Annotated in this window: 17 protein-coding genes and 2 pseudogenes; 8 read left to right on the plus strand and 11 right to left on the minus strand. The window is 72.3% G+C overall.

Translation table 11 applies throughout. The features are described 5' to 3' along the window. Positions 1-366 precede the first annotated feature (366 nt). Positions 367-1002, plus strand: a pseudogene (locus LG395_RS41725) (phosphatase PAP2 family protein); the annotation flags it as partial. Here LG395_RS41725 and LG395_RS28850 read toward each other — a convergent pair. The 8 genes from LG395_RS28850 to LG395_RS28885 form a co-directional block, all read right to left on the minus strand. After that, positions 944-2752 (minus strand): chitinase, encoded by a 1809-nt coding sequence (locus tag LG395_RS28850; RefSeq protein ID WP_225811728.1) that lies wholly within the window; start codon positions 2750-2752, stop codon positions 944-946. The pseudogene LG395_RS41725 and the gene LG395_RS28850 sit on opposite strands and share 59 nt — an antisense overlap. Before the next feature lie 85 nt (positions 2753-2837). Then, entirely contained in the window at positions 2838-3296 is a 459-nt protein-coding gene (locus tag LG395_RS28855; protein WP_171152363.1) for a hypothetical protein, read from the minus strand. Between the two features lie 167 nt (positions 3297-3463). Further along, on the minus strand, positions 3464-4894 hold the full coding sequence (locus LG395_RS28860) for an NAD(P)/FAD-dependent oxidoreductase (protein WP_225811729.1): 1431 nt from the start codon (positions 4892-4894) through the stop codon (positions 3464-3466). A gap of 55 nt (positions 4895-4949) precedes the next feature. Beyond that, positions 4950-5750 (minus strand): ABC transporter permease, encoded by an 801-nt coding sequence (locus LG395_RS28865; protein ID WP_225811730.1) that lies wholly within the window; start codon positions 5748-5750, stop codon positions 4950-4952. Then, the gene (locus LG395_RS28870) at positions 5751-6680 is read right to left on the minus strand and encodes an ABC transporter permease (protein WP_171152369.1); all 930 of its coding nucleotides are present in this window, start codon (positions 6678-6680) and stop codon (positions 5751-5753) included. Further along, positions 6680-7849 (minus strand): ABC transporter ATP-binding protein, encoded by a 1170-nt coding sequence (locus tag LG395_RS28875; protein ID WP_171152371.1) that lies wholly within the window; start codon positions 7847-7849, stop codon positions 6680-6682. Before LG395_RS28875 ends, LG395_RS28870 begins: the two co-directional genes overlap by 1 nt. Positions 7850-7854: 5 nt before the next feature. Next, positions 7855-9102: a polyamine ABC transporter substrate-binding protein gene (locus LG395_RS28880; RefSeq protein WP_171152372.1), complete on the minus strand. Its 1248-nt coding sequence runs from the start codon at positions 9100-9102 to the stop codon at positions 7855-7857. Between the two features lie 50 nt (positions 9103-9152). Then, on the minus strand, positions 9153-10688 hold the full coding sequence (locus LG395_RS28885) for a gamma-aminobutyraldehyde dehydrogenase (protein WP_225811731.1): 1536 nt from the start codon (positions 10686-10688) through the stop codon (positions 9153-9155). Between the two features lie 208 nt (positions 10689-10896). On the opposite strand from LG395_RS28885, the gene ybiA reads away from it, so the two are divergent. After that, positions 10897-11460: a riboflavin biosynthesis intermediates N-glycosidase gene (gene ybiA, locus LG395_RS28890; protein WP_225811732.1), complete on the plus strand. Its 564-nt coding sequence runs from the start codon at positions 10897-10899 to the stop codon at positions 11458-11460. Positions 11461-11666: 206 nt separating this feature from the next. Here the strand turns inward: ybiA and LG395_RS28895 are convergent, their stop codons facing one another. Beyond that, the gene (locus LG395_RS28895; protein WP_225811808.1) at positions 11667-12602 is read right to left on the minus strand and encodes a DUF4190 domain-containing protein; all 936 of its coding nucleotides are present in this window, start codon (positions 12600-12602) and stop codon (positions 11667-11669) included. 185 nt (positions 12603-12787) lie between these two features. Between LG395_RS28895 and LG395_RS28900 the strand changes: the two genes are divergently transcribed. The 3 genes from LG395_RS28900 (at position 12788) to LG395_RS28910 (ending at position 15986) form a co-directional block, all read left to right on the plus strand. Then, positions 12788-13855, plus strand: a complete 1068-nt coding sequence (locus LG395_RS28900; RefSeq protein WP_225811733.1) for an adenosine deaminase — start codon at positions 12788-12790, stop codon at positions 13853-13855. Between the two features lie 20 nt (positions 13856-13875). Beyond that, complete coding sequence (locus tag LG395_RS28905) at positions 13876-14562, plus strand: glycerophosphodiester phosphodiesterase (RefSeq protein ID WP_225811805.1); 687 nt, start codon at positions 13876-13878, stop codon at positions 14560-14562. Between the two features lie 272 nt (positions 14563-14834). Then, a complete protein-coding gene (locus LG395_RS28910; protein ID WP_225811734.1) occupies positions 14835-15986 on the plus strand; it encodes a serine hydrolase domain-containing protein in 1152 nt (383 codons plus the stop codon). Positions 15987-16015: 29 nt separating this feature from the next. Here the strand turns inward: LG395_RS28910 and LG395_RS28915 are convergent, their stop codons facing one another. Then, complete coding sequence (locus LG395_RS28915) at positions 16016-16549, minus strand: hypothetical protein (protein WP_225811735.1); 534 nt, start codon at positions 16547-16549, stop codon at positions 16016-16018. 31 nt (positions 16550-16580) lie between these two features. Next, positions 16581-17225: a nitroreductase family protein gene (locus LG395_RS28920; RefSeq protein ID WP_171152382.1), complete on the minus strand. Its 645-nt coding sequence runs from the start codon at positions 17223-17225 to the stop codon at positions 16581-16583. Between the two features lie 87 nt (positions 17226-17312). On the opposite strand from LG395_RS28920, the gene LG395_RS28925 reads away from it, so the two are divergent. The 3 genes and pseudogenes from LG395_RS28925 (at position 17313) to LG395_RS41265 (ending at position 19675) form a co-directional block, all read left to right on the plus strand. Beyond that, a complete protein-coding gene (locus tag LG395_RS28925; RefSeq protein WP_225811736.1) occupies positions 17313-18062 on the plus strand; it encodes an IclR family transcriptional regulator in 750 nt (249 codons plus the stop codon). A 227-nt stretch (positions 18063-18289) separates the two neighbouring features. Further along, a pseudogene (locus LG395_RS41920) lies at positions 18290-18574 on the plus strand (hypothetical protein); the annotation flags it as partial. Positions 18575-18694: 120 nt separating this feature from the next. Continuing rightward, complete coding sequence (locus tag LG395_RS41265; RefSeq protein WP_263983182.1) at positions 18695-19675, plus strand: GNAT family N-acetyltransferase; 981 nt, start codon at positions 18695-18697, stop codon at positions 19673-19675. Positions 19676-19737 lie beyond the last annotated feature (62 nt).

Consider the following 19737-nt stretch of genomic DNA (forward strand, 5'->3'; position numbering starts at 1 on the left):
TCCGCACGTCTGACGGCGCCTGCGGCAGGCCGTGTGAAGAAGGTGTGCGGGGTGGATGACGGGTGCGGGTTGCGTCTGCCCAAGCGCCGCAGCCTGCCGTAGGTTCTCCTCAGATGAGAGATACACCCGCCCACAGGGGACTGCGGGCGGACACCGGGCCGGGGCCTCCCCAGCTTCGACCTGGTCGTGCCCTCGCGCACACAACCGGCGCCTGACGGCTCCGGGATCTCCTCACCGATCGGACGGTCGCCGCCCCAAACCCCCCGGGGCGCGCGACGTTCCGGTCCGGACGGCCGCCTCGGAACCACCCCCCCTGTTCCGGGGCGGCCGACCTCCTTCTCCGCGCTCGTCTGCCAAGCTGGGGCCATGCTGCTCCTGGTCCTCCCGGCGGTCGTCCTCGCCCTCGTCACCTGGCAGGTCGTCGCCGACGGGCCGCTGCTCCGGCTGGACGCGGACGCCAGCCGGGCCCTGGTGCACCCTGACCGGTTCTCCCAGCTGCTCTCCGACCTCGGCAACGTCCAGGTCGCCCTGCCCGTGCTCGCCGTGGTCCTCGGGTACGTGGCCTGGCGGGGCCGGGCCGCCGGTGCCGGGCGGTGGTGGCTGCCGCCGCTGGCCGCGGCCGTGCTGATGGCGCTGGTCCCGGCGCTCGTCGTCCCGCTGAAGGAGTGGACGGCCCGGCCGGGGACACCGGTGGTGCCCCCGGGGACGGGCTACTTCCCCTCCGGTCACACGACGACGGCCGCGGTCGCGTACGGTTCCGCGACCCTGCTCCTCCTGCCCTGGCTCCGCTCCCCCGCCGCCCGCCGCGTCCTGGTGGCGGGGTGCGCGGCCCTGGTCCTCGGGGTGTCGTACGGCCTGGTCCGCCACGGCTGGCACTGGCCGCTGGACGTGGTGGCCGGCTGGTGCCTGGGCACGGTGCTGCTGGCCGCCCTGTTTCGCGTGCTCAGCCGAAGTACGCGTCGAAGTTCTTCTGGAACTCCCAGTTCGCGTAGCGGTCCCAGTTCACCGACCACGTCATCAGACCCCGCAGCGCGGGCCAGGTCCCGTGGGTGGCGTACGAGCCGCAGTTCGTCCTCTTCGTCAGGCAGTCCAGGGTCTTGGTGACCTCCGGCGGGGAGACGTAGCCGTTGCCCGCGTTCGTGGACGCCGGCATGCCGATCGCGACCTGGTCGGGGCGCAGCGGCGGGAAGACGTTGTTCGGGTCGCCCGCGACCGGGAAGCCGGTGAGGAGCATGTCGGTCATGGCGATGTGGAAGTCGGCGCCGCCCATGGAGTGGTACTGGTTGTCCAGGCCCATGATCGGGCCGGAGTTGTAGTCCTGGACGTGCAGGAGCGTGAGGTCGTCGCGCAGGGCGTGGATGACCGGGAGGTAGGCGCCGCAGCGGGGGTCCTGGCCGCCCCATTTGCCGGTGCCGTAGTACTGGTAGCCGTTCTGCACGAAGAAGGTCTCCGGGGCCATGGTGAGGACGAACTTCGCGCCGTACTTGGCCTTCAGCGTCTTCAGCGCGGAGATGAGGTTCACGATCACGGGGGTGGTCGGGTTCCTGAAGTCCGTGTCGTCGGCGTTCAGGGACAGCGAGTGGCCCTCGAAGTCGATGTCCAGGCCGTCGAGGCCCCAGGTGTCGATGATCTTCGAGACGGAGGAGACGAAGGTGTCGCGGGCCGCGGTCGTGGTGAGCTGGACCTGGCCGTTCTGGCCGCCGATCGAGATCAGGACCTTCTTGCCGGCGGCCTGCTTGGCCTTGATCGCGGCCTTGAAGTCGGCGTCGCTCTCCACGTTCGGGCATTCGGTGACCGGGCAGCGGGTGAACCGGATGTCCCCCGAGGTGACCGAGGTCGGCTCGCCGAAGGCCAGGTCGATGACGTCCCAGCTGTCGGGGACGTCGGCGAGGCGGGTGTAGCCGGCGCCGTTGGCAAAGCTGGCGTGCAGGTAGCCGACGAGGGCGTGGGCGGGCAGGTCGGACGGGCCGCCGCCCCCGCCGGTGCCGGTCGTCGCGGTCACGACGGCGGACTTCGCGGACTCCCCGGCGTCGTTCACCGCGGTGACCTGGAAGCTGTACGCCGTCGAGGCCGCGAGGCCGGAGACGGTGGCCGAGGTGCCGGTCACCGTCTGCACCCTGGTGCCGTCGCGGTAGACCGCGTAGCCGTTCGCGCCGGTCACCGCGGACCAGGACAGCCCGACGGAGGACGAGGTCACGGTGGTGGTCCGCAGGCCGGTGGGGGCGGCGGGCGGCTGTGTGGTGCCGCTGCCGCCGGGGCCGATCAGGGTGAGGTCGTCGGCGTTGTAGGCGCCGGTGCCGTACCAGCCGTGGGTGTAGATCGTGACCTTGGTGGTGGCCGCCCCGGTACGGAAGGTGGTGCTGAGCTTCTGCCAGTCGGGGGCGGACTGGGTCCAGGCGGAGACGTCGGTGGTGCCGGTGCCGCTCGCGCCGAGGTAGACGTAGGAGCCGCGGACGTACCCGGACAGGGTGTACTGCGCGTTCGGCTGGACGGTCACCGTCTGGGAGCACTGGGCGTTGTCGCTGCCGGCCGGGGTGGCCTGGAGCGCCGCGCTCCCGCTGTGCACGGGTGAGGTGACGGTGGTGCCGGCGGTGCAGGTCCAGCCGGTCAGGCCGGACTCGAAGCCGCCGTTGACCGCGACGTCGGCGTCGGCCGCGCGGGCGGCCGACGAGAGCGCGGTGATGCCGGGCACGGCCAGCAGTGCGGCGGTGAGCACGGCGAGGACGGATCTGGGGCGTCTGGCGCGGTCCACAAGGGCCTCCGGTTGCCGGGGAGTTGGAGGAGCGGAGCGCACACAACTTGGTCCAGACCAATCGCGTTGTCAAGGTGCCGGGGCGTCAGCGGTTCCCCCCTGACTCCCCCGCGGCCCTCGCCGCCGCCTCGTGCATCGCCAGTTCCAGCAGTGCCGGGTCGGTCAGCGTCCCCGAGCCGTCCGGCGGCACCAGCCAGCGCACGCCCCGGGTCACCCGGCCCGGATACGGCACGACGATCCAGGTGCCGGCCCCCGCGGTCCTGATCCCGGTGCCGAGCCAGCGGGCAGCGGTGCCCGGGGGCACGAGGAACCCGACCCGGTTGTCGCCGAAGTCGACGAGCACCGGGCCGAGTTGATCGAGGACGCGGGTGAGCACGTCGAGGGTCGGGTAGCCGAGGGCACCCGGCAGGATCAGGACGTCCCACGCCTTGCCCGCGGGCAGCAGCGCGACCCCGAGGGGGTTGCGCTCCCACTGCCGGCGGCAGGCCTCGGGGTCCGGTGCGACGGATGCCAGCCAGTCGACCGCCGTCTTCGCCCCAGTCATAGAAGGCCTCCCTTTCTCCCGTGGTTACCGCGGACGCGGTCGCGTCCGTCACGAGGGAGAGGGAGGCCCTCCGGGGAGCATTACGCGGGTTCGGCCGACTTGTTGCGCCGGTCCGGGCAGACCCCGGCCAGGGCCCCGCGAGCCCGGCCTGATCCAAACGAGAGGTTCTAACTGTCGAAGCCCAGTCCCAGCCGGTCCATCGTCCGCAGCCACAGGTTCCGGCGGCCCCCGTGGGCGTCCGCGCGGGCCAGCGACCACTTGGTCAGGGCGATGCCCGTCCAGGCGAAGGGCTCCGGCGGGAACGGCAGCGGCTTCTTGCGGACCATCTCCAGCTCGGTCCGCTCGGTGCGCTCCCCGTCCAGCAGGTCCAGCATCACGTCCGCCCCGAACCGGGTCGCGCCGACGCCGAGGCCGGTGTAACCCGCCGCGTAGGCCACGCGGCCCTGGTGGGCGGTGCCGAAGAACGCCGAGAAGCGGGAGCAGGTGTCGATCGCGCCGCCCCAGGCGTGGGTGAAGCGGACGCCCTCCAGCTGCGGGAAGCACGTGAAGAAGTGCCCCGCGAGCTTGGCGTACGTCTCGGGCCGGTCGTCGTACTCGGCCCGGACCCGGCCGCCGTAGGGGTAGATCGCGTCGTAGCCGCCCCACAGGACACGGTTGTCGGCGGACAGCCGGAAGTAGTGGAACTGGTTCGCCGAGTCCCCGAGACCCTGTCTGTTCTTCCAGCCGATCGAGGCGAGCTGCTCGGCGGTCAGCGGCTCGGTCATCAGGGCGTAGTCGTAGACGGGGACGGTGTAGGAGCGCACGCGGCGCAGCAGGCTCGGGAAGATGTTCGTGCCGAGCGCGACCTTGCGGGCGCGGACGGCGCCGTACGGAGTGCGTACGGCCATCCCGGCGCCGTAGCTCCTCAGGGACAGGGCGGGCGTGTGCTCGTACACCCGCACCCCGAGCTCCAGGCAGGCCTTCTTCAGGCCCCACGCCAGCTTGGCCGGGTGGAGCATGGCCACGCCCCGGCGGTCCCACAGGCCGGCCTCGAAAGTGGGCGAGTTCACCTGCTCGCGCACGGCGTCGGCGTCCAGGAACTCGATGTCGTCCGCGAGGCCCCTCTCCTGGAGTTCCCGGTGCCAGTCGCGCAGTTCCCAGGCCTGGTAGGTCTCGGTGGCGACGTCGATCTCGCCGGTGCGTTCGAAGTCGCAGTCGATGCCGTGCCGGGCGATCGCCGCCTCGATCCCGTCGAGGTTGCGCCGGCCCAGTTCCTGAAGCCTGTGGATCTCGTCGGGCCAGCGGGCCAGGCCGTTGGGCAGGCCGTGCGTGAGGGAGGCGGCGCAGAAGCCGCCGTTGCGGCCGGAGGCGGCCCAGCCCACCTCGCGGCCTTCCAGCAGCACCACATCGCGCCGCGGGTCGCGCTCCTTGGCGTTCAGCGCGGTCCACAGCCCGCTGTAGCCGCCGCCCACGACCAGCAGGTCGCACGTCTCGGTGCCGGTGAGGGCGGGCTCGGCGGGTGGCTTGCCGGGGTCTTCCAGCCAGTACGGGACCGGCTGGGCTTCGGAGAGAGAGGCGATCCAGTTGTCTTTGCCACGGCTCATGGCGCTTGGGGCCATGATTTCAACTCCCTACAGAGGACGTTTCCCTACACAGGACGTTCCGGGAAAGGGCTTATGCCTTTTGCTTGTTCCGGCGGTTGCCGACGACCATCGACGTCAGCACGAACAGGACGGCGATCAGGAACATGGCCGTGCCGATCACGTTGATCTGGACGGGCGTTCCACGCTGGGCCGAGCCCCACACGAACATGGGGAAGGTGACGGTCGAGCCCGCGTTGAAGTTGGTGATGATGAAGTCGTCGAAGGAGAGCGCGAACGACAGCAGCGCGCCCGCGGCGATCCCGGGGGCCGCGATGGGCAGGGTGACCCGCAGGAAGGTCTGCACGGGACCGGCGTACAGGTCCCGGGCGGCCTCCTCCAGACGCGGGTCCATCGACATCACACGGGCCTTGACCGCGGTGACGACGAAGCTCAGGCAGAACATGATGTGGGCGATGAGGATCGTGAAGAAGCCCAGCTGGGCGCCCATGTTCAGGAACAGGGTGAGCAGCGAGGCGGCCATGACGACCTCGGGCATCGCCATCGGCAGGAAGATCAGCGAGTTGACGGCGCCCCGCGCGCGGAAGCGGTAGCGGACCAGCGCGAAGGAGATCATCGTGCCGAGGATCGTGGCGCCGACCGTCGCCCACACGGCGATCTGGAGGCTGATGGACAGCGAGCCGCACATGTCGGCGACACCGCAGGGGTCCTTCCAGGCGTGCGTGGAGAACCGCTGCCATTCGTAGTTGAAGCGCCCCTTCGGTTTGTTGAAGGAGAACACCGTGACGATGACGTTCGGCAGCAGGAGATAGGCGAGGGTCAGCAGTCCGGCGATGACGACGAGATGGCGCTTGAGCCAGGTGACGAACGGCATTTAGACCAGGTCCTCCGTCCCGGACCGGCGGATGTAGAACGTGACCATGGCCAGGATCGCGGCCATGAGGATGAAGGAGAGGGCCGCGGCCGTCGGGTAGTCGAGGATGCGCAGGAACTGCGTCTGGATGACGTTGCCGATCATGCGGGTGTCGGTGGAGCCGAGGAGTTCGGCGTTGACGTAGTCACCGGCCGCCGGGATGAAGGTCAGCAGCGTCCCGGAGACCACGCCCGGCATGGACAGCGGGAAGGTGACCTTGCGGAAGGTGGTCCACGGCTTGGCGTACAGGTCGCCGGCCGCCTCGTGCAGCCGGCCGTCGATCCGCTCCAGCGAGGTGTACAGCGGCAGGATCATGAACGGCAGGAAGTTGTACGTCAGGCCGCACACGACCGCGAGCGGGGTGGCCAGGACGCGGTCGCCCGCCGTCCAGCCGAGCCAGTTGGTGAGGTCCAGGACGTGCAGTGAGTTCAGCGTGTGCACGACCACGCCGTTGTCGGCGAGGATCGTCTTCCAGGCCAGGGTGCGGATCAGGAAGCTGGTGAAGAACGGCGCGATCACCAGGATCATGATCAGGTTCTTCCAGCGGCCCGCGCGGAAGGCGATGAGGTAGGCCAGCGGGTAACCGAGCAGCAGGCACAGCACGGTCGCGGCGGCGGCGTAGAACACGGACCGCAGGAACTGCGGCCAGTACGCGGACAGGGCGTCCCAGTACGTCGCGAAGTGCCAGGTGACCTTGTAGCCGTCCTCCAGGGAGCCCTGCTGCACGGAGGTGGAGGCCTGGTAGAGCATCGGCAGCGCGAAGAAGACGATCAGCCACAGGATGCCCGGAAGCAGCAGCCAGTACGGGGTGAACCGGCCACGCCTGCGCGGGGGCTTCTTCTCCGGGGCCGCGGGCGCGAGAGGCGGTGGCGCCTCGGTGAGGGTGGACATCAGGCGGCGGCCTCTTCCTCGGTGCCCGCGGAGCCCACTGTCCCAGCGAGCAGGGACTGAGCGGCGTCCAGGCCGAACGTGTGCGCCGGGCTCCAGTGCAGGACCACGTCGGCGCCGGGGACGAGCCGGCCGTCCCGCTCGACGTTCTGCACGTACACCGCCAACTCGTCGCAGACCGGGCTGTCGATGACGTACTGCGTGGAGACGCCGATGAAGCTGGCGTCGGCGATCGTGCCGGTGAGGCGGTTGCGGCCGTCCGGGATCTCCCCCGCGTCGTCGGCGTGCGTGAGCGAGATCTTCTCCGGGCGGATGCCGACCAGCACCTTGCCGCCTGCCGTCGTCGGGGCGGAACAGCGCGCCTCGGGCAGCACCAGCTTGCCGCCGCCCGCCTTGAGCACGATGTCGTCGCCGTTCTTCGTGTCGACCTCGGCCTCGATGAGGTTGGAGGTCCCGAGGAAGTTCGCGACGAAGGTGCTCCGCGGGTTCTCGTACAGGTCGGCCGGCGAGCCGAGCTGCTCGACCCGGCCGCCGTTCATCACGGCGACCGTGTCGGCCATGGTCATGGCCTCCTCCTGGTCGTGCGTGACGTGGACGAAGGTGATGCCGACCTCGGTCTGGATGCGCTTGAGCTCCAGCTGCATCTGGCGGCGCAGCTTGAGGTCCAGCGCGCCGAGCGGCTCGTCCAGCAGGAGCACCTTGGGGTGGTTGATCAGCGCGCGGGCCACGGCGACGCGCTGCTGCTGGCCGCCGGAGAGCTGGTGCGGCTTCTTGCGCGCCTGCTCGCCGAGCTGGACCAGCTCCAGCATGTCCTCCACCTGCTTCTTCACGCTCTTGATGCCGCGCCGGCGCAGGCCGAAGGCGACGTTCTCGAAGATGTCGAGGTGCGGGAAGAGGGCGTAGGACTGGAAGACCGTGTTCACCGGCCGTTTGTACGGCGGCAGGTGAGTGACGTCCTGCTCGCCGAGCCGGACGGTGCCCGTCGTGGGCTCCTCCAGGCCGGCGATCATGCGCAGGGTGGTGGTCTTGCCGCAGCCGGAGGCGCCGAGCAGGGCGAAGAAGGAGCCCTCGGGCACGGTCAGGTCCAGCGGGTGCACGGCGGTGAAGGACCCGTACGTCTTGGAGATGCCGGAGAGGCGGACGTCGCCGCTGTTGTCTGGTGTCGTCTTCATCGTCGTCACGCCCCTGTGAGCTTCGCGAACTTCTCTTCGTAGGCCGTCTCTTCCTTCTGGCTCAGGGAGCGGAAGGCGTGGGACCTCGCCTGCATGGCCTTGTCGGGGACGATCAGCGGGTTGTCCGCCGCGTCCTTGTCGATCTTCGCAAGGTAGGGCTTCACACCGTCGACGGGCGTCACGTAGTTGATGTACGCGGCGAGCGCGGCGGCCTGCTGGGGCTCGTAGTAGAAGTCGATGAGCCGCTCGGCGTTCGTCTTGTGCCGCGCCTTGTTGGGGACGCACAGGTTGTCGGTCGACGTCATGTAGCCGCTGTCGGGGATGACGAAGTCGACGTCCGGGCTGTCCGCCTTGAGCTGGACCACGTCGCCCGCCCAGGCGACACAGGCCGCGAAGTCGCCCTTGGTCAGGTCGGAGGTGTAGTCGTTGCCGGTGAAGCGGCGGATCTGGCCCTTGTCGACGGCCTTCTGGAGGCGGGCGATCGCCGCGTCGAAGTCGTCGTCGGTGAACTTCGCCGGGTCCTTGCCCATGTCCAGCAGGGTCATGCCGACGGAGTCCCGCATCTCCGACAGGAAGCCCACGCGCCCCTTCAGCCTGGGGTTGTCGAGCAGGTCGGAGACCGACTTCACCTCGATGCCGTCGAGCGCCTTCTTGTTGTAGGCGATCACGGTGGAGATGCCCTGCCAGGGGTACGAGTACGCCCGCCCGGGGTCCCAGTCGGGGTTACGGAACTGGGGCGAGAGGTTGGTGTACGCGTGCGGGAGGTTCGACGGGTCGAGCTTTTGCACCCAGCCCAGGCGGATCAGCCGGGCGGCCAGCCAGTCGGTGAGGACGATGAGGTCCCGGCCGGTGTCCTGGCCCGCGGCGAGCTGCGGCTTGATCTTGCCGAAGAACTCGTTGTTGTCGTTGATGTCCTCGCTGTAGTTGACCGTGATCCCGGTCCGCCGGCGGAAGGTCTCCAGGGTGGGGTGGTGCTTGCCGCTGTCGTCGACGTCGATGTACTCGGTCCAGTTGGAGAAGTTCACGACCTTCTCCCGGGCCGAGTGGTCCTGGGCGGAGGTGCCGCCCTGGGTCTTGCCCGCGGCGGGGATCCCGCAGCCGCTCAGCGCCCCGAGGCCGCCGGCGGCGAGCGCGCCGCCCGCGGACGCCCGCAGCAGCGACCGGCGGGTCAGAGCGGCCCTGCCGCCCAGCAGGCTGCGCCGCATGGCGGCCGCCTGGGGCGGAGTGAGGCGGTCGGGCTCGTACTGCTCCATGCGCGTGGTGCCCTTTCGGAGGATCGGCCTGGTCGGTGGCCTGGTCGTCGCTAGCGGTCCCCGAAGATCGTGCGGTGCCAGTCCTTCGCGGCCACCGCGGTGTTGTCGAACATTACGTGTTTGACCTGCGTGTACTCCTCGAAGGAGTACGCCGACATGTCCTTGCCGAAGCCGGAGGCCTTGTAGCCGCCGTGCGGCATCTCGCTGATGATCGGGATGTGGTCGTTGATCCAGACGCAGCCCGCCTTGATCTCACGGGTGGCCCGGTTCGCGCGGTAGACGTCGCGGCTCCACGCGGAGGCGGCGAGGCCGTACGGGGTGTCGTTGGCCAGCCGGATGCCCTCATCATCACTGTCGAACGGAAGGACGACCAGTACCGGACCGAAGATCTCCGACTGGACGATCTCGCTGTCCTGGGCCGCGTCGGCGATCAGCGTGGGCCGGTAGTAGGCGCCGTCCTTCAGGTCGCCCTGGGGGGCCTCGCCGCCCGTCACCACGCGCGCGTAACCCCGCGCGCGGTCCACGAAACCGGCGACCCGGTCGCGCTGGACGTGCGAGATCAGCGGCCCGAGGTCGGTGCCAGGCGCGAACGGGTCGCCGAGCCGCACGGTGCCCATCAGCGCGGCGGTCCGCTCCACGAACGCCTCGTACAGCGGGCGCTGCACGTACGCGCGCGTGGCCGCCGTGCAGTCCTGCCCGGTGTTGATGAGCGCGCCGGCGACCGCGCCGTGCACGGCGGCCTCCAGGTCGGCGTCGTCGAAGACCACGAAGGGCGCCTTGCCGCCCAGTTCCAGGTGCAGCCGCTTGACGGTGGCGGTGGCGATCCGGGCGACGCGCTTGCCGACGGCGGTGGAGCCGGTGAAGGAGGTCATGGCCACGTCGGGGTGCCCGACCAGGTGCTCACCGGCCTCCTTCCCGGTCCCGGTGACGATGTTGACCACGCCCTGCGGGATGCCGGCGTCCGTGGCGGCGCGCGCGAACAGCAGCGAGGTCAGCGGGGTCGGCTCGGCGGGCTTCAGCACGATGGTGTTGCCCGCGGCGATCGCCGGGAGGATCTTCCAGGCGGCCATCTGGAGCGGGTAGTTCCAGGGTGCGATGGAGCCGACGACCCCGATGGGCTCGCGCCGGACGTACGACGTGTGGTCGCCGGAGTACTCACCGGCGGACTGCCCCTGGAGGTGCCGGGCCGCGCCCGCGAAGAACGCGGTGTTGTCGACGGTCCCCGGAACGTCGAACTCGCGGGTGAGCTTGAGCGGTTTGCCGCACTGGAGCGACTCGGCGCGGGCGAACTCCTCGGCGCGGTCGGCGAGCACGGCGGCGAACCGGTGCAGCGCGTCCGAGCGCTCGCCCGGGGTGGCGGCGGCCCAGCCGGGGAAGGCGGCGCGCGCGGCGGCGACGGCCGCGTCGACGTCCTCTGTACCGGCCAGCTCGTAGGTGTACACCTCGGCGCCGGTGGCCGGGTCGACCACGGAGTGCGTACGGCCCGAGGTGCCCCGGGCGGGCCGGCCCGCGATGAACTGCGCGCCGTCCGCGAGGCGGTCCTGTGCGGGGAATCGTTCCGGGGTGGCGGTGCCCGGGTTGTGCATGTCGCTCTCCTCCGCCGTGCGCCCGTCCCGAGGGGCGGGGGGCGTGGCTCCAGCTCGATTTGAGTGCCGATCCTGACAGAGGGACCGGACGCCAACAAGTGATTCCGTTGTTGCCTTTTGGTTACGCGACGGAATCTGTCGACCAGGTGTCGAGTCGGGGCGGAAAAGGACGGACGGTGTGTCAGTGGTGCGTGCCACACTCGCGTGCATGGGGAAGATCGACGGGGTGGACGCCCTGCTCAGGGAGGTCCGGGCGGGGTCCCGGATCAGGTTTCTGCACTTCTGGGGACACCGGCCGCGGCCGGACGGCCGGATCGGCGCGAGCTGTCTGAGCCAGTGGTGGCCGTCGCCGTTCGTGGTGGACGGCGTGCGGTACGCGACGGCGGAGCACTGGATGATGGCGGGCAAGGCCCGGCTGTTCGAGGACGCCGACGCCGAGCGCCGGGTGCTGGCCGCGGAGCATCCCGCGGAGGCGAAGAAGGCGGGCCGGCTGGTGCGGGACTTCGACGCGGCGGTGTGGGAGCGGGAACGCTTCCGCCTGGTGGTCGAGGGCAACGTGCACAAGTTCGCCGCCGACGACGACCTCGGGATGTTCCTGCTCGGGACCGGTGAGCGGGTGCTGGTGGAGGCGAGCCCCGTGGACCGGATATGGGGCATCGGCCTGTCGGCCGACGACGAGGCGGCCTTCGACCCGGAGCGCTGGCAGGGCCTGAACCTCCTGGGCTTCGCCCTGATGGAGGCCCGGGAGCGGCTGGCGGGGGCCGGCGCGTAGGCCTGCGGCGCTTGGGCGGGGTCGTCGGCCCGTGGACCCTCGGCGGGGTCGCCGGCCCCTGGACCCTCGGCAGGGTCACCGGCCCCTGGACCCTCGGCGGGACGGCGTGTGCCGGGCGGTGCCTTCGGACGGGTCTTCCCGGCCGACTCGGACGGGCCGGCCGGGACCGGGCGCGCTCGCCGGGACCGGGTACGCCGGCCGGTGCGTCAGGCGCCCGTCGCTATCAACAGGGCGAACAGGACCAGCACCAGCACGATCCCGGCGGCGCCGCAGATGACGCCGGCCAGGGCCACGCCGGGGTTCGTCGCCTCGCCCCGGTTGGCCCTGCCCCGGCCCAGCCCGCCGAGGATCACGGCCAGGATGCCCATGGCCAGGGCGACCGGCCACAGGACGAAGCCGACCGTCGCCACGATCCCCAGCACCAGCGAGGCCGTACCCAGACCGTTGCTGGGGGACGGCTGCATGCCGGGCCAGGCGTGGCCGTGCGCGGCGGGATAGGGAGCGACACCGCCGTACGGGGCCTGTTGCGGGCCCGGGTAGCCGTACGCGGGCCCCGGACCCGGGTAGCCGTACGCCGGCGCCGCGCCCGGATAGCCGTACGGCACCTGGCCGGGGCCGTCGGGGGCGATGGGAGGCGGCGGCACCGGCTCCGCGCCCCCGTGCGGGCCCGCGGGGGGCGCCGGCGGGGCGAAGGGGTTCCCCGGGGGCGGGTAGGAGCTCAGCGGTGGCGGGGCGGACAGGTGCGGCACCGCGGTGGCGGCCGGCGGGGCGAACGGGTTCGGCTGGGGAGCCGGAGACGGCGGAGCGGACAGGTGCGGCACCGCGGTGGCGGCCGGCGGGGCGAACGGGTTCGGCTGGGGGGCAGGGGCCGTGGAGGTGGGGCCCCCGGCCGGCGCGGTCCAGGGCGCGGGTGCGGCGTCGGCGGGCGTGACCGAACCCGGGAACGCCGGCGGCGACGTCACCGTCCGCCGGTCGTGTACGGGGCCGGGGTCGGGAGGGGGGTCCTGGACCCCTGCCCCGTCCGTTCCCCGCGCGGCCGGCGCCGTCCGCTCCGGTTCCTTGTCGAAGGAGACCCGGGGGGTCGCGGAGTGGTGCCCGTCGCTCTGTTCCCCCGGCGTGGACTGCGGCACCTCGTCGGACATGGTCGGCACACCCCTCGGCTGGACGTCCCGTCATGCTACGGGCAGCGCGGGGCACCGCGGCCCGGGGCCTACGATGATGCGGCGCAACCCGATCAGCCGATCACCGCGCCCGCACCACGGACCGCGTCCGCCGCACGACGTGCCGGGGACCACGTGCCGCGGGCGCCCGTCCCGGGGAGGACCCCTTGACCGACAGCTCCGTACCCGCCACCGGTACCGCCGACCGCGATCTGCGCGCCTTCATCGCCGGACTGCCCAAGGCGGAACTGCACGTCCACCACGTCGGCTCCGCCTCCCCCCGCATCGTCTCCGAACTGGCCGCCCGGCACCCCGACTCCAGGGTCCCCAGCGACCCCGAGGCCCTGGCCGACTACTTCACCTTCACCGACTTCGCGCACTTCATCGAGGTGTACCTGTCGGTCGTGGACCTCATCCGCACCCCGGAGGACGTCCGGCTGCTCACCTACGAGGTGGCCCGCGACATGGCCCGGCAGCAGGTGCGGTACGCCGAACTGACGCTCACACCGTTCTCCTCCACCCGGCGCGGTATCGACCCGCGGGCGTTCATGGACGCGATCGAGGACGCCCGGAAGACCGCCGAGGCCGAGTTCGGGACCGTGCTGCGCTGGTGCTTCGACATCCCCGGCGAGGCGGGTCTGGAGTCGGCCGAGGAGACGGTGCGACTGGCCACCGACGACCGCTTCCGCCCGGAGGGCCTGGTGTCTTTCGGGCTCGGCGGGCCGGAGATCGGCGTGCCCCGGCCGCAGTTCAAGCCGTACTTCGACCGGGCCATCGCGGCCGGTCTGCACTCCGTCCCGCACGCCGGGGAGACGACCGGCCCGGAGACGGTGTGGGACGCGCTGACCGAGCTGCGCGCCGAGCGGATCGGGCACGGCACCAGCTCGGCGCGGGACCCGAAGCTGCTCGCCCACCTCGCCGAGCACCGCGTCCCGCTGGAGGTCTGCCCGACCTCCAACATCGCCACCCGCGCGGTCCGCACGCTGGAGGAGCACCCGGTCAAGGAGTTCACGCGGGCCGGGGTGCTGGTCACGATCAACTCCGACGACCCGCCGATGTTCGGCACCGACCTGAACAACGAGTACGCGGTGGCCGCCCGGCTCCTGGACCTCGACGAGCGGGGCGTGGCGGAGCTGGCGAAGAACGCCGTGGAGGCCTCCTTCCTCGACGCGGCGGGCAAGGCGCGGATCACGGCGGAGATCGACACGTACACCGCCGCCTGGCCTGCCTGCTGACACCGGCCACAATGGGGGCCATGCAGACGCTGACCGCCGTGGCCCACCGCGGCGACCCCTACCGTTTCCGTGAGAACACCCTCGCCTCACTGCGGTCCGCGCTCGACCGGGGCGCGGACGCCGTGGAGGTGGACGTACGGCTCACCCGCGACGGCGTCCCCGTGCTGCTGCACGACGACACGCTGCGGCGGCTGTGGGAGGTCGACCGGCCGCTGGCCGCGCTGTCCGCCGACGAGCTGCGCGGGCTCACGGCGGGCGGTGTGCCGACGCTGGCGGAGGCGCTGGCCGCGACCGGGGACAGCAGGGTGATGGTGGACCTGTGCGGGCCGGTCGGCCGTCGCACGGTGGCGCGGATCCTGGACGTGGTCCGGCAGTGCGGGGCCGGGGAGCGGGTCTACTACAGCGCGCACGCGGAGGCGATGCTCGCCGTCCGCGCCGCCGACCCGGCCGCCGAGATCGCCCTGACCTGGACGACCCTGGCACCGCCCCGGCCCGCGCTGCTGGCCGCGGTCCGCCCGCGCTGGCTCAACTACCGCTTCTCCCTGGTGAGCCGGGAGCTCGCGGCCCGGGTGCACCACGACGGTCTGCTGCTGTCGGTCTGGACCCCGGACACCCGCCGTTCCTTGAGCCGTCTGCTGGACCTGGGCGCCGACTCCATCACGACGAACCGGATCGACGTCCTGCACGCCCTGCGCACCGCGGCCTAGGGTCTCTCGTTCGGTCGTCCCGGGACCGCGAGGTCGGCCACGCGCGTTCGAGCACGGCGACGAGGTGACGGCCGCGCGGGAGCACTCCACCCGCGCGGGGCGGTCCGTAGGGGTGATCCCGGGCAACTCCCCCAGAAAATCGGCTGGTTGATCAGGGACGAGCAAGGGTCGCAGGGCCTCCTCGGTGAGGATCCGCCTCCCGGCCCGGCGCCCGAGGATGATCACGCACCGTCTTCCAGGTGCCCGACGTCCGCCCCCCGAAGGAGTCCCGCATGCCCCGCACCAGCCGTTCGGCCCTCCTGGCCGCCGTCCTCGTCACCGCGGTGGCCGCCGGCCCGTTGGCCGGCTCCGCCCTCGCCGCGCCCGCGCGGTCCGCCCGCACCACGACCACCCCCGCCACGACCGCCACCGGCCCCGACACCGAGGCCCTCGCGGCCGCGATCGCCGGGCTGCCCGACCACGACGCCACCGCCGCGCTGCTCCGCGTCGGCGGTGACGGGACCTGGCGCGGGACGGCCGGGGTGCGGGACGTGCGCACCGGAGCGCCGGCCCTGGAGGACGCGCGCTTCCGGGCCGGTTCGGTCACGAAGGTGGTGACCGCCTCGATCGTGCTGCAACTGGCCGCGGAGGGCCGGATCGACCTCGACGGAACCGTGCAGCACTATCTGCCGGGCCTGCTCACGGCGGACTTCGCGCCGGTCACGGTAAGGCAGTTGCTGAACTACACCAGCGGACTGCGCCCGGGTTCGTCCCTCGGTGACACGGTCGAGGAGGGCTACCCGCACCGCTTCGAGACACTGACACCCCGTCAGGTCGTGGCGGACGCCGTGGCGGGGGGCCCGGCGTACGCGCCGGGCACGCGGCAGACCTACGGCAACATCCACTACACCGTGCTCGGCATGCTCATCGAGAAGGTGACCGGCGACTCGTACGCGCACCAGGCCGAGGTGCGCGTCTTCCGGCCGCTCGGCATGCGGCACAGTTCCTTCCCGGTCGGCGCGGACCCCCGGATCCACGGCCCGCACAACCGGGGCTACGACTGGATCGACGGCGAACTGGTCGACGTGACCGAATGGAACATGTCCGACCGGTTCGCGGCCGGCGACATGATCTCCACGACCGCCGATCTGGAACGGCTGCTGGTCGGGCTGTTCCGCGGCCGGGTGGTGCCGAGGCCGCAGCTGAAGGAGATGTTCACGCTGCCGGACGTGCCCGGGGCGCGGTACGGCGCGGCGCTGGAGCGGTTCGAGGTGAACGGCAGGGTGATCTGGGGCAAGACCGGTTCGCGCCCCGGGTACGCGACGGTGATCGCCGCGACCCCGGACCTGTCCCGCACGCTGGTCTACTCGGTCGAGTCCACGGACGCGAAGGGCGACGGGCTGTCCGTCGCCCAGCGCTTCGCCTTCCCGGCGTTCAACCGCTGACCGGAGCCGGCCCGTTCGCCGCCGACGGTTCAGCCCGCGGCGGTGGCGGCCGGGAGGCCGGACGGCGCGCCGCCGAGCGCCTGAAGCCGCTTGGTCTTCTTCCGCACGACGTACAGCGGGACGATCCCGAAGACCCCGAACGACATGTCGATGACGCTCCACCAGAAGGGGATGCCGCGGACCGGTCCGCAGACGAGGGCGAGCGGGATGATCCCGGCACAGGCGATCATCCCGAACTCGACCACCCAGATGTTGCGGACGGGGTCACGGTAGGGGCCGTAGAACGCGACCGCGATGACGAGGTGGGCGAAGGCGAGCCAGTCGGTGCCGTACAGGACGAAGGGCTGCTCGGCGTCGACGGTGTCCAGCCCGTCGCGCACCCGGGAGATCCACGCCATCAGCCCGGGCAGGTGCTCCGGCACGGACAGCGCGCGCAACGCGTCCTCGGTCCAGCGCAGTTCGTGCACCAGCGGGAAGGCGGTCGCCCCGCTGAGGGCGAGGCACACGACGAAGAGGGCCAGCCACACGCGGATGCCCTTGAGCAGGGCGGCTCTGTCGCTCATGGCAGCAGCGTACGCCCGGAATTGAACATGTTCAAAACTCTTCCCAGTGCAGCACCCGCTCCCGCGGAATGCGGCCGGCCGGGCGGAAGTCGGTGCCGAGGGTGTACGCGACGGGGATGAGGGCGGCCTGCATGACGTCCTCGTACGGGATGCCGAGCACCCGGGCCGACTCCCGCTCGTGGACGAGGTTCCCGGTGGTCCAGCAGGTGCCGAGGCCCCGGGCGCGGGCGGCGAGCATGAAGCTCCAGACGGCCGGGAGGATGGACCCCCAGGTGCCGGCCTGGCGCAGCACGGGCGCGTCGTCGGTACGGCCCTCCACGCACGGGACGACGAGCGCCGGGACCTCGTGGAGGTGCTCGTAGAGGTGCGCGGTACCGGAGTAGACCCGGTCCATCCGGGCCACGCTCGCGCGCCGCACATCGCGTGCCGGCAGCGGCTCACTGGCGCCCGGCGCGCTCACACCGGCGCGCCACACGTCCGCCAGGGCGGCCCGCCGGTCCGGGTCGGTGACGATGACGAAGTGCCAGCGCTGCCGGTTGCGCCCGGTCGGCGCCTGGACCGCCAGGTCGACGCATTCCTCCAGCAGCCGGCGGGGCACCGGCCGGGTCAGGTCGAGACGGTGGCGGACGGCGCGCGTGGTGGACAGGAGTTGGTCGGAAGAGAGGCCGAGAGTCATGTGTTGACCATGACGGGCGGGGGCGTACGACGCCAACGCCCGGGTTTCACTGGGCGAAAACGAGGGCTGCGGAGGCGGAGGAACGGTATGGCCGAGAGCGTGGCCGGGCGGGTCCTCTCCGTACTGGACGCGTTCGGGGACGCGCCGGACACCCTGCGCCTGACGGACATCGCCCGCCGCACGGGGCTCCCCGTGCCGACCGCGCTGCGCATGGTGCGCGAACTGGTGGCCTGGGGCGGGCTGGAGCGGGCGGCCGACGGCTCCTACCGCCTCGGCACCCGTCTCCGCACCCTCGGCGCCGCCGCGCCCTGTCCCCGCGGACTCCTCGCCACGGCCCTGCCGGCCCTGCGCACCCTCACCAGCCGCACCAGCGGCCACGCCGACGTGACGATCCCGGCCGACGGCGCGGCCCTCTGCCTGGTCACCGGCGAACGGCTGCCGCTGCACGCCACGGCGGCGGGCAAGGTGCTGCTGGCCTACGGGGTCGGGTCCGGGTTCGGCGGCGGGCACGGGAACGGCGGCGCGCCCGGCCGGATCGCCGGCCACGGCCCCCGTACCGCGGCCGGCCCGTCCCCGAGCGCCGTCCGCCACACCCCCTACACCGTCACCGCCCCCGGCGCCCTCGGTGCCCAGTTGGCCCGGGTGCGCGCGACCGGACTGGCCGAGGCGCACCAGGAGTACCGCCTCGGTGAACTCTCCCTGGCCGCCCCGGTGTTCCGGAACGGCACCGCCGTGGCCGCCGTGTCGGTGACGGCCGCGACGACCGCCCGCCCCGACCGGCTGGCCCCGGCCGTACGCCAGGCGGCGGCGACGGTGGGCCGGGCGCTGGACCGCTGACGGGCCCGCGGCGCGCATGCCCGCGTCACCGTTCCGGGGTCGCACCCGGGCGGCGCGCGGGCCGAACCGGAACCGGGGGACGGTCCCGGCGCCGGTAAGGGCGCCGCCGCCGGCGAAGTCGGGGTCCGTGGCGCCCCCGTCGCGTCCGGCGGGAACGTTTTTCCGCAGACATCCCTTTCCAGCATGAACAGCTATTTCGCCGTATACCGCCCTGAATCATTGCAGAGTTGCCGGACATACCAGTAAATTGCGCCCCACCCTTCGAGACGTCACCTGCAGACGGGGCAACGGATGAGCACGGACGACCGCGTCGCGGTGACGACCGGGATCGCACGGCTGCACGCGTCTCCCGGGCTCGCCGGGCCCGGCCGGCCGGGACTGGTGACCCACCACACCGGCGTCCTCCCCGATCTGCGCCCCGCCGCACCCGCGCTGCTCGCGGCAGGCGCGCCGCCGGCACCTGCCTGTCCGAGGGGACGGACCTCTCCGAGGGCCGGGACACCACGCGGCCCTTCGAGATCGTCGGGGCGCCGTACCTCGACGCGCGGTTCGCGCCCGCGCTGCGCGCCCCACCGGCACCGCCCCCCGACTGGGCCGTCGCCGCACCCGCGCGGGGAAGGACACCACCGTCGATGACCGACCGCACGACGACCTCCGGGGCCGGGACGCGCGGGTTCCGCGTGGGTGACGGGCCCCGGCTGGTGGAGGCGTGGCGGCGCAGCGCGCCGGCCGATCCCCTCACCCCGGACCGGTTCCGCTCCCTGGTGCTGCTCGACGCCAACTTCGATCCGGACGGGCTCCGGGTCGCCGTCGACGGCGACCGGGTTCTCGGCGCGGCCTACGCGGTGCGCCGCCTGACGCCGATGAGCGGCACCGACCTGGAGCCGGAGCAGGGCTGGATCCCGTTCTTCTTCGTCGACCCGGCCGCCCGTGGGCTCGGCCTCGGCCGCCGGCTGCTGACCGAGGCCCTCGACTGGCTGCGCGGTCACGGCCGCACCCGTGTGGACTTCTCCTCGTACACCCCGAACTACGTGCTCCCCGGGCTGGACGCCGAGACGTACCCGGAGGCGGCGAAGCTCCTCGACTCGCTGGGCTTCCGGACCCTGTACGAGGCGGTGGCGATGGACCGCCGCCTGGCCGGCTACCGCTTCCCCGACGTGGCCGCGCGCCGCCGGGACGAACTGACGGCCCGCGGCCACCGGTTCGCCACCCCGTGCGACGACGACCTGGTGGACCTGCTCGCGCTCGCCGGGCGTCACTTCAACCCGGACTGGGCGCGGGCGATCCGGGAGTGCCTGGCCGCCGGCACGCCGCTGGACCGGATCGTCGTCGCCCGGGACCCGTCGGGCCGCCTGGCCGGCTGGGCGATGCACGGCGCGTACGCGTCGGCGGACGAGCGGTTCGGGCCGTTCGGCGTGCTGGAGGAGATGCGCGGCACCGGGCTCGGCACGGTCCTGCTCCACCTGGTCCTGGAGCGGATGCGGGCACGCGGCGCGCACTGCGCGTGGTTCCTGTGGACCGGCGAGCGGTCACCGGCGGGCCGGCTGTACCGCGCGGCGGGCTTCACCACGACCCGGGTGTTCCGTGTGCTGCGCCGGGAGGCCACCCGGTGACCCGGCCCCGCCGCACCGACGGCCCGCCCGACCGTCGGCCACCCCACGGCTCACCGCGTCCG

Origin of the sequence: Streptomyces spinosus (assembly GCF_020400655.1) — a bacterium.
Taxonomy (GTDB): domain Bacteria; phylum Actinomycetota; class Actinomycetes; order Streptomycetales; family Streptomycetaceae; genus Streptomyces; species Streptomyces argyrophylli.

Coding starts and splice junctions, on each gene's coding strand:
- LG395_RS28865 (WP_225811730.1), bottom strand. CDS start 5,750: ATGCCGTTCGTCACCTGGCTCAAGCGCCATCTCGTCGTCATCGCCGGA.
- LG395_RS28915 (WP_225811735.1), bottom strand. CDS start 16,549: ATGAGCGACAGAGCCGCCCTGCTCAAGGGCATCCGCGTGTGGCTGGCC.
- LG395_RS28870 (WP_171152369.1), bottom strand. CDS start 6,680: ATGTCCACCCTCACCGAGGCGCCACCGCCTCTCGCGCCCGCGGCCCCG.
- LG395_RS28905 (WP_225811805.1), top strand. CDS start 13,876: ATGCAGACGCTGACCGCCGTGGCCCACCGCGGCGACCCCTACCGTTTC.
- ybiA (WP_225811732.1), top strand. CDS start 10,897: ATGGGGAAGATCGACGGGGTGGACGCCCTGCTCAGGGAGGTCCGGGCG.
- LG395_RS28885 (WP_225811731.1), bottom strand. CDS start 10,688: ATGCACAACCCGGGCACCGCCACCCCGGAACGATTCCCCGCACAGGAC.
- LG395_RS28910 (WP_225811734.1), top strand. CDS start 14,835: ATGCCCCGCACCAGCCGTTCGGCCCTCCTGGCCGCCGTCCTCGTCACC.
- LG395_RS28920 (WP_171152382.1), bottom strand. CDS start 17,225: ATGACTCTCGGCCTCTCTTCCGACCAACTCCTGTCCACCACGCGCGCC.
- LG395_RS28860 (WP_225811729.1), bottom strand. CDS start 4,894: ATGGCCCCAAGCGCCATGAGCCGTGGCAAAGACAACTGGATCGCCTCT.
- LG395_RS28875 (WP_171152371.1), bottom strand. CDS start 7,849: ATGAAGACGACACCAGACAACAGCGGCGACGTCCGCCTCTCCGGCATC.
- LG395_RS28925 (WP_225811736.1), top strand. CDS start 17,313: ATGGCCGAGAGCGTGGCCGGGCGGGTCCTCTCCGTACTGGACGCGTTC.
- LG395_RS28895 (WP_225811808.1), bottom strand. CDS start 12,602: ATGTCCGACGAGGTGCCGCAGTCCACGCCGGGGGAACAGAGCGACGGG.
- LG395_RS28855 (WP_171152363.1), bottom strand. CDS start 3,296: ATGACTGGGGCGAAGACGGCGGTCGACTGGCTGGCATCCGTCGCACCG.
- LG395_RS41265 (WP_263983182.1), top strand. CDS start 18,695: ATGACCGACCGCACGACGACCTCCGGGGCCGGGACGCGCGGGTTCCGC.
- LG395_RS28880 (WP_171152372.1), bottom strand. CDS start 9,102: ATGGAGCAGTACGAGCCCGACCGCCTCACTCCGCCCCAGGCGGCCGCC.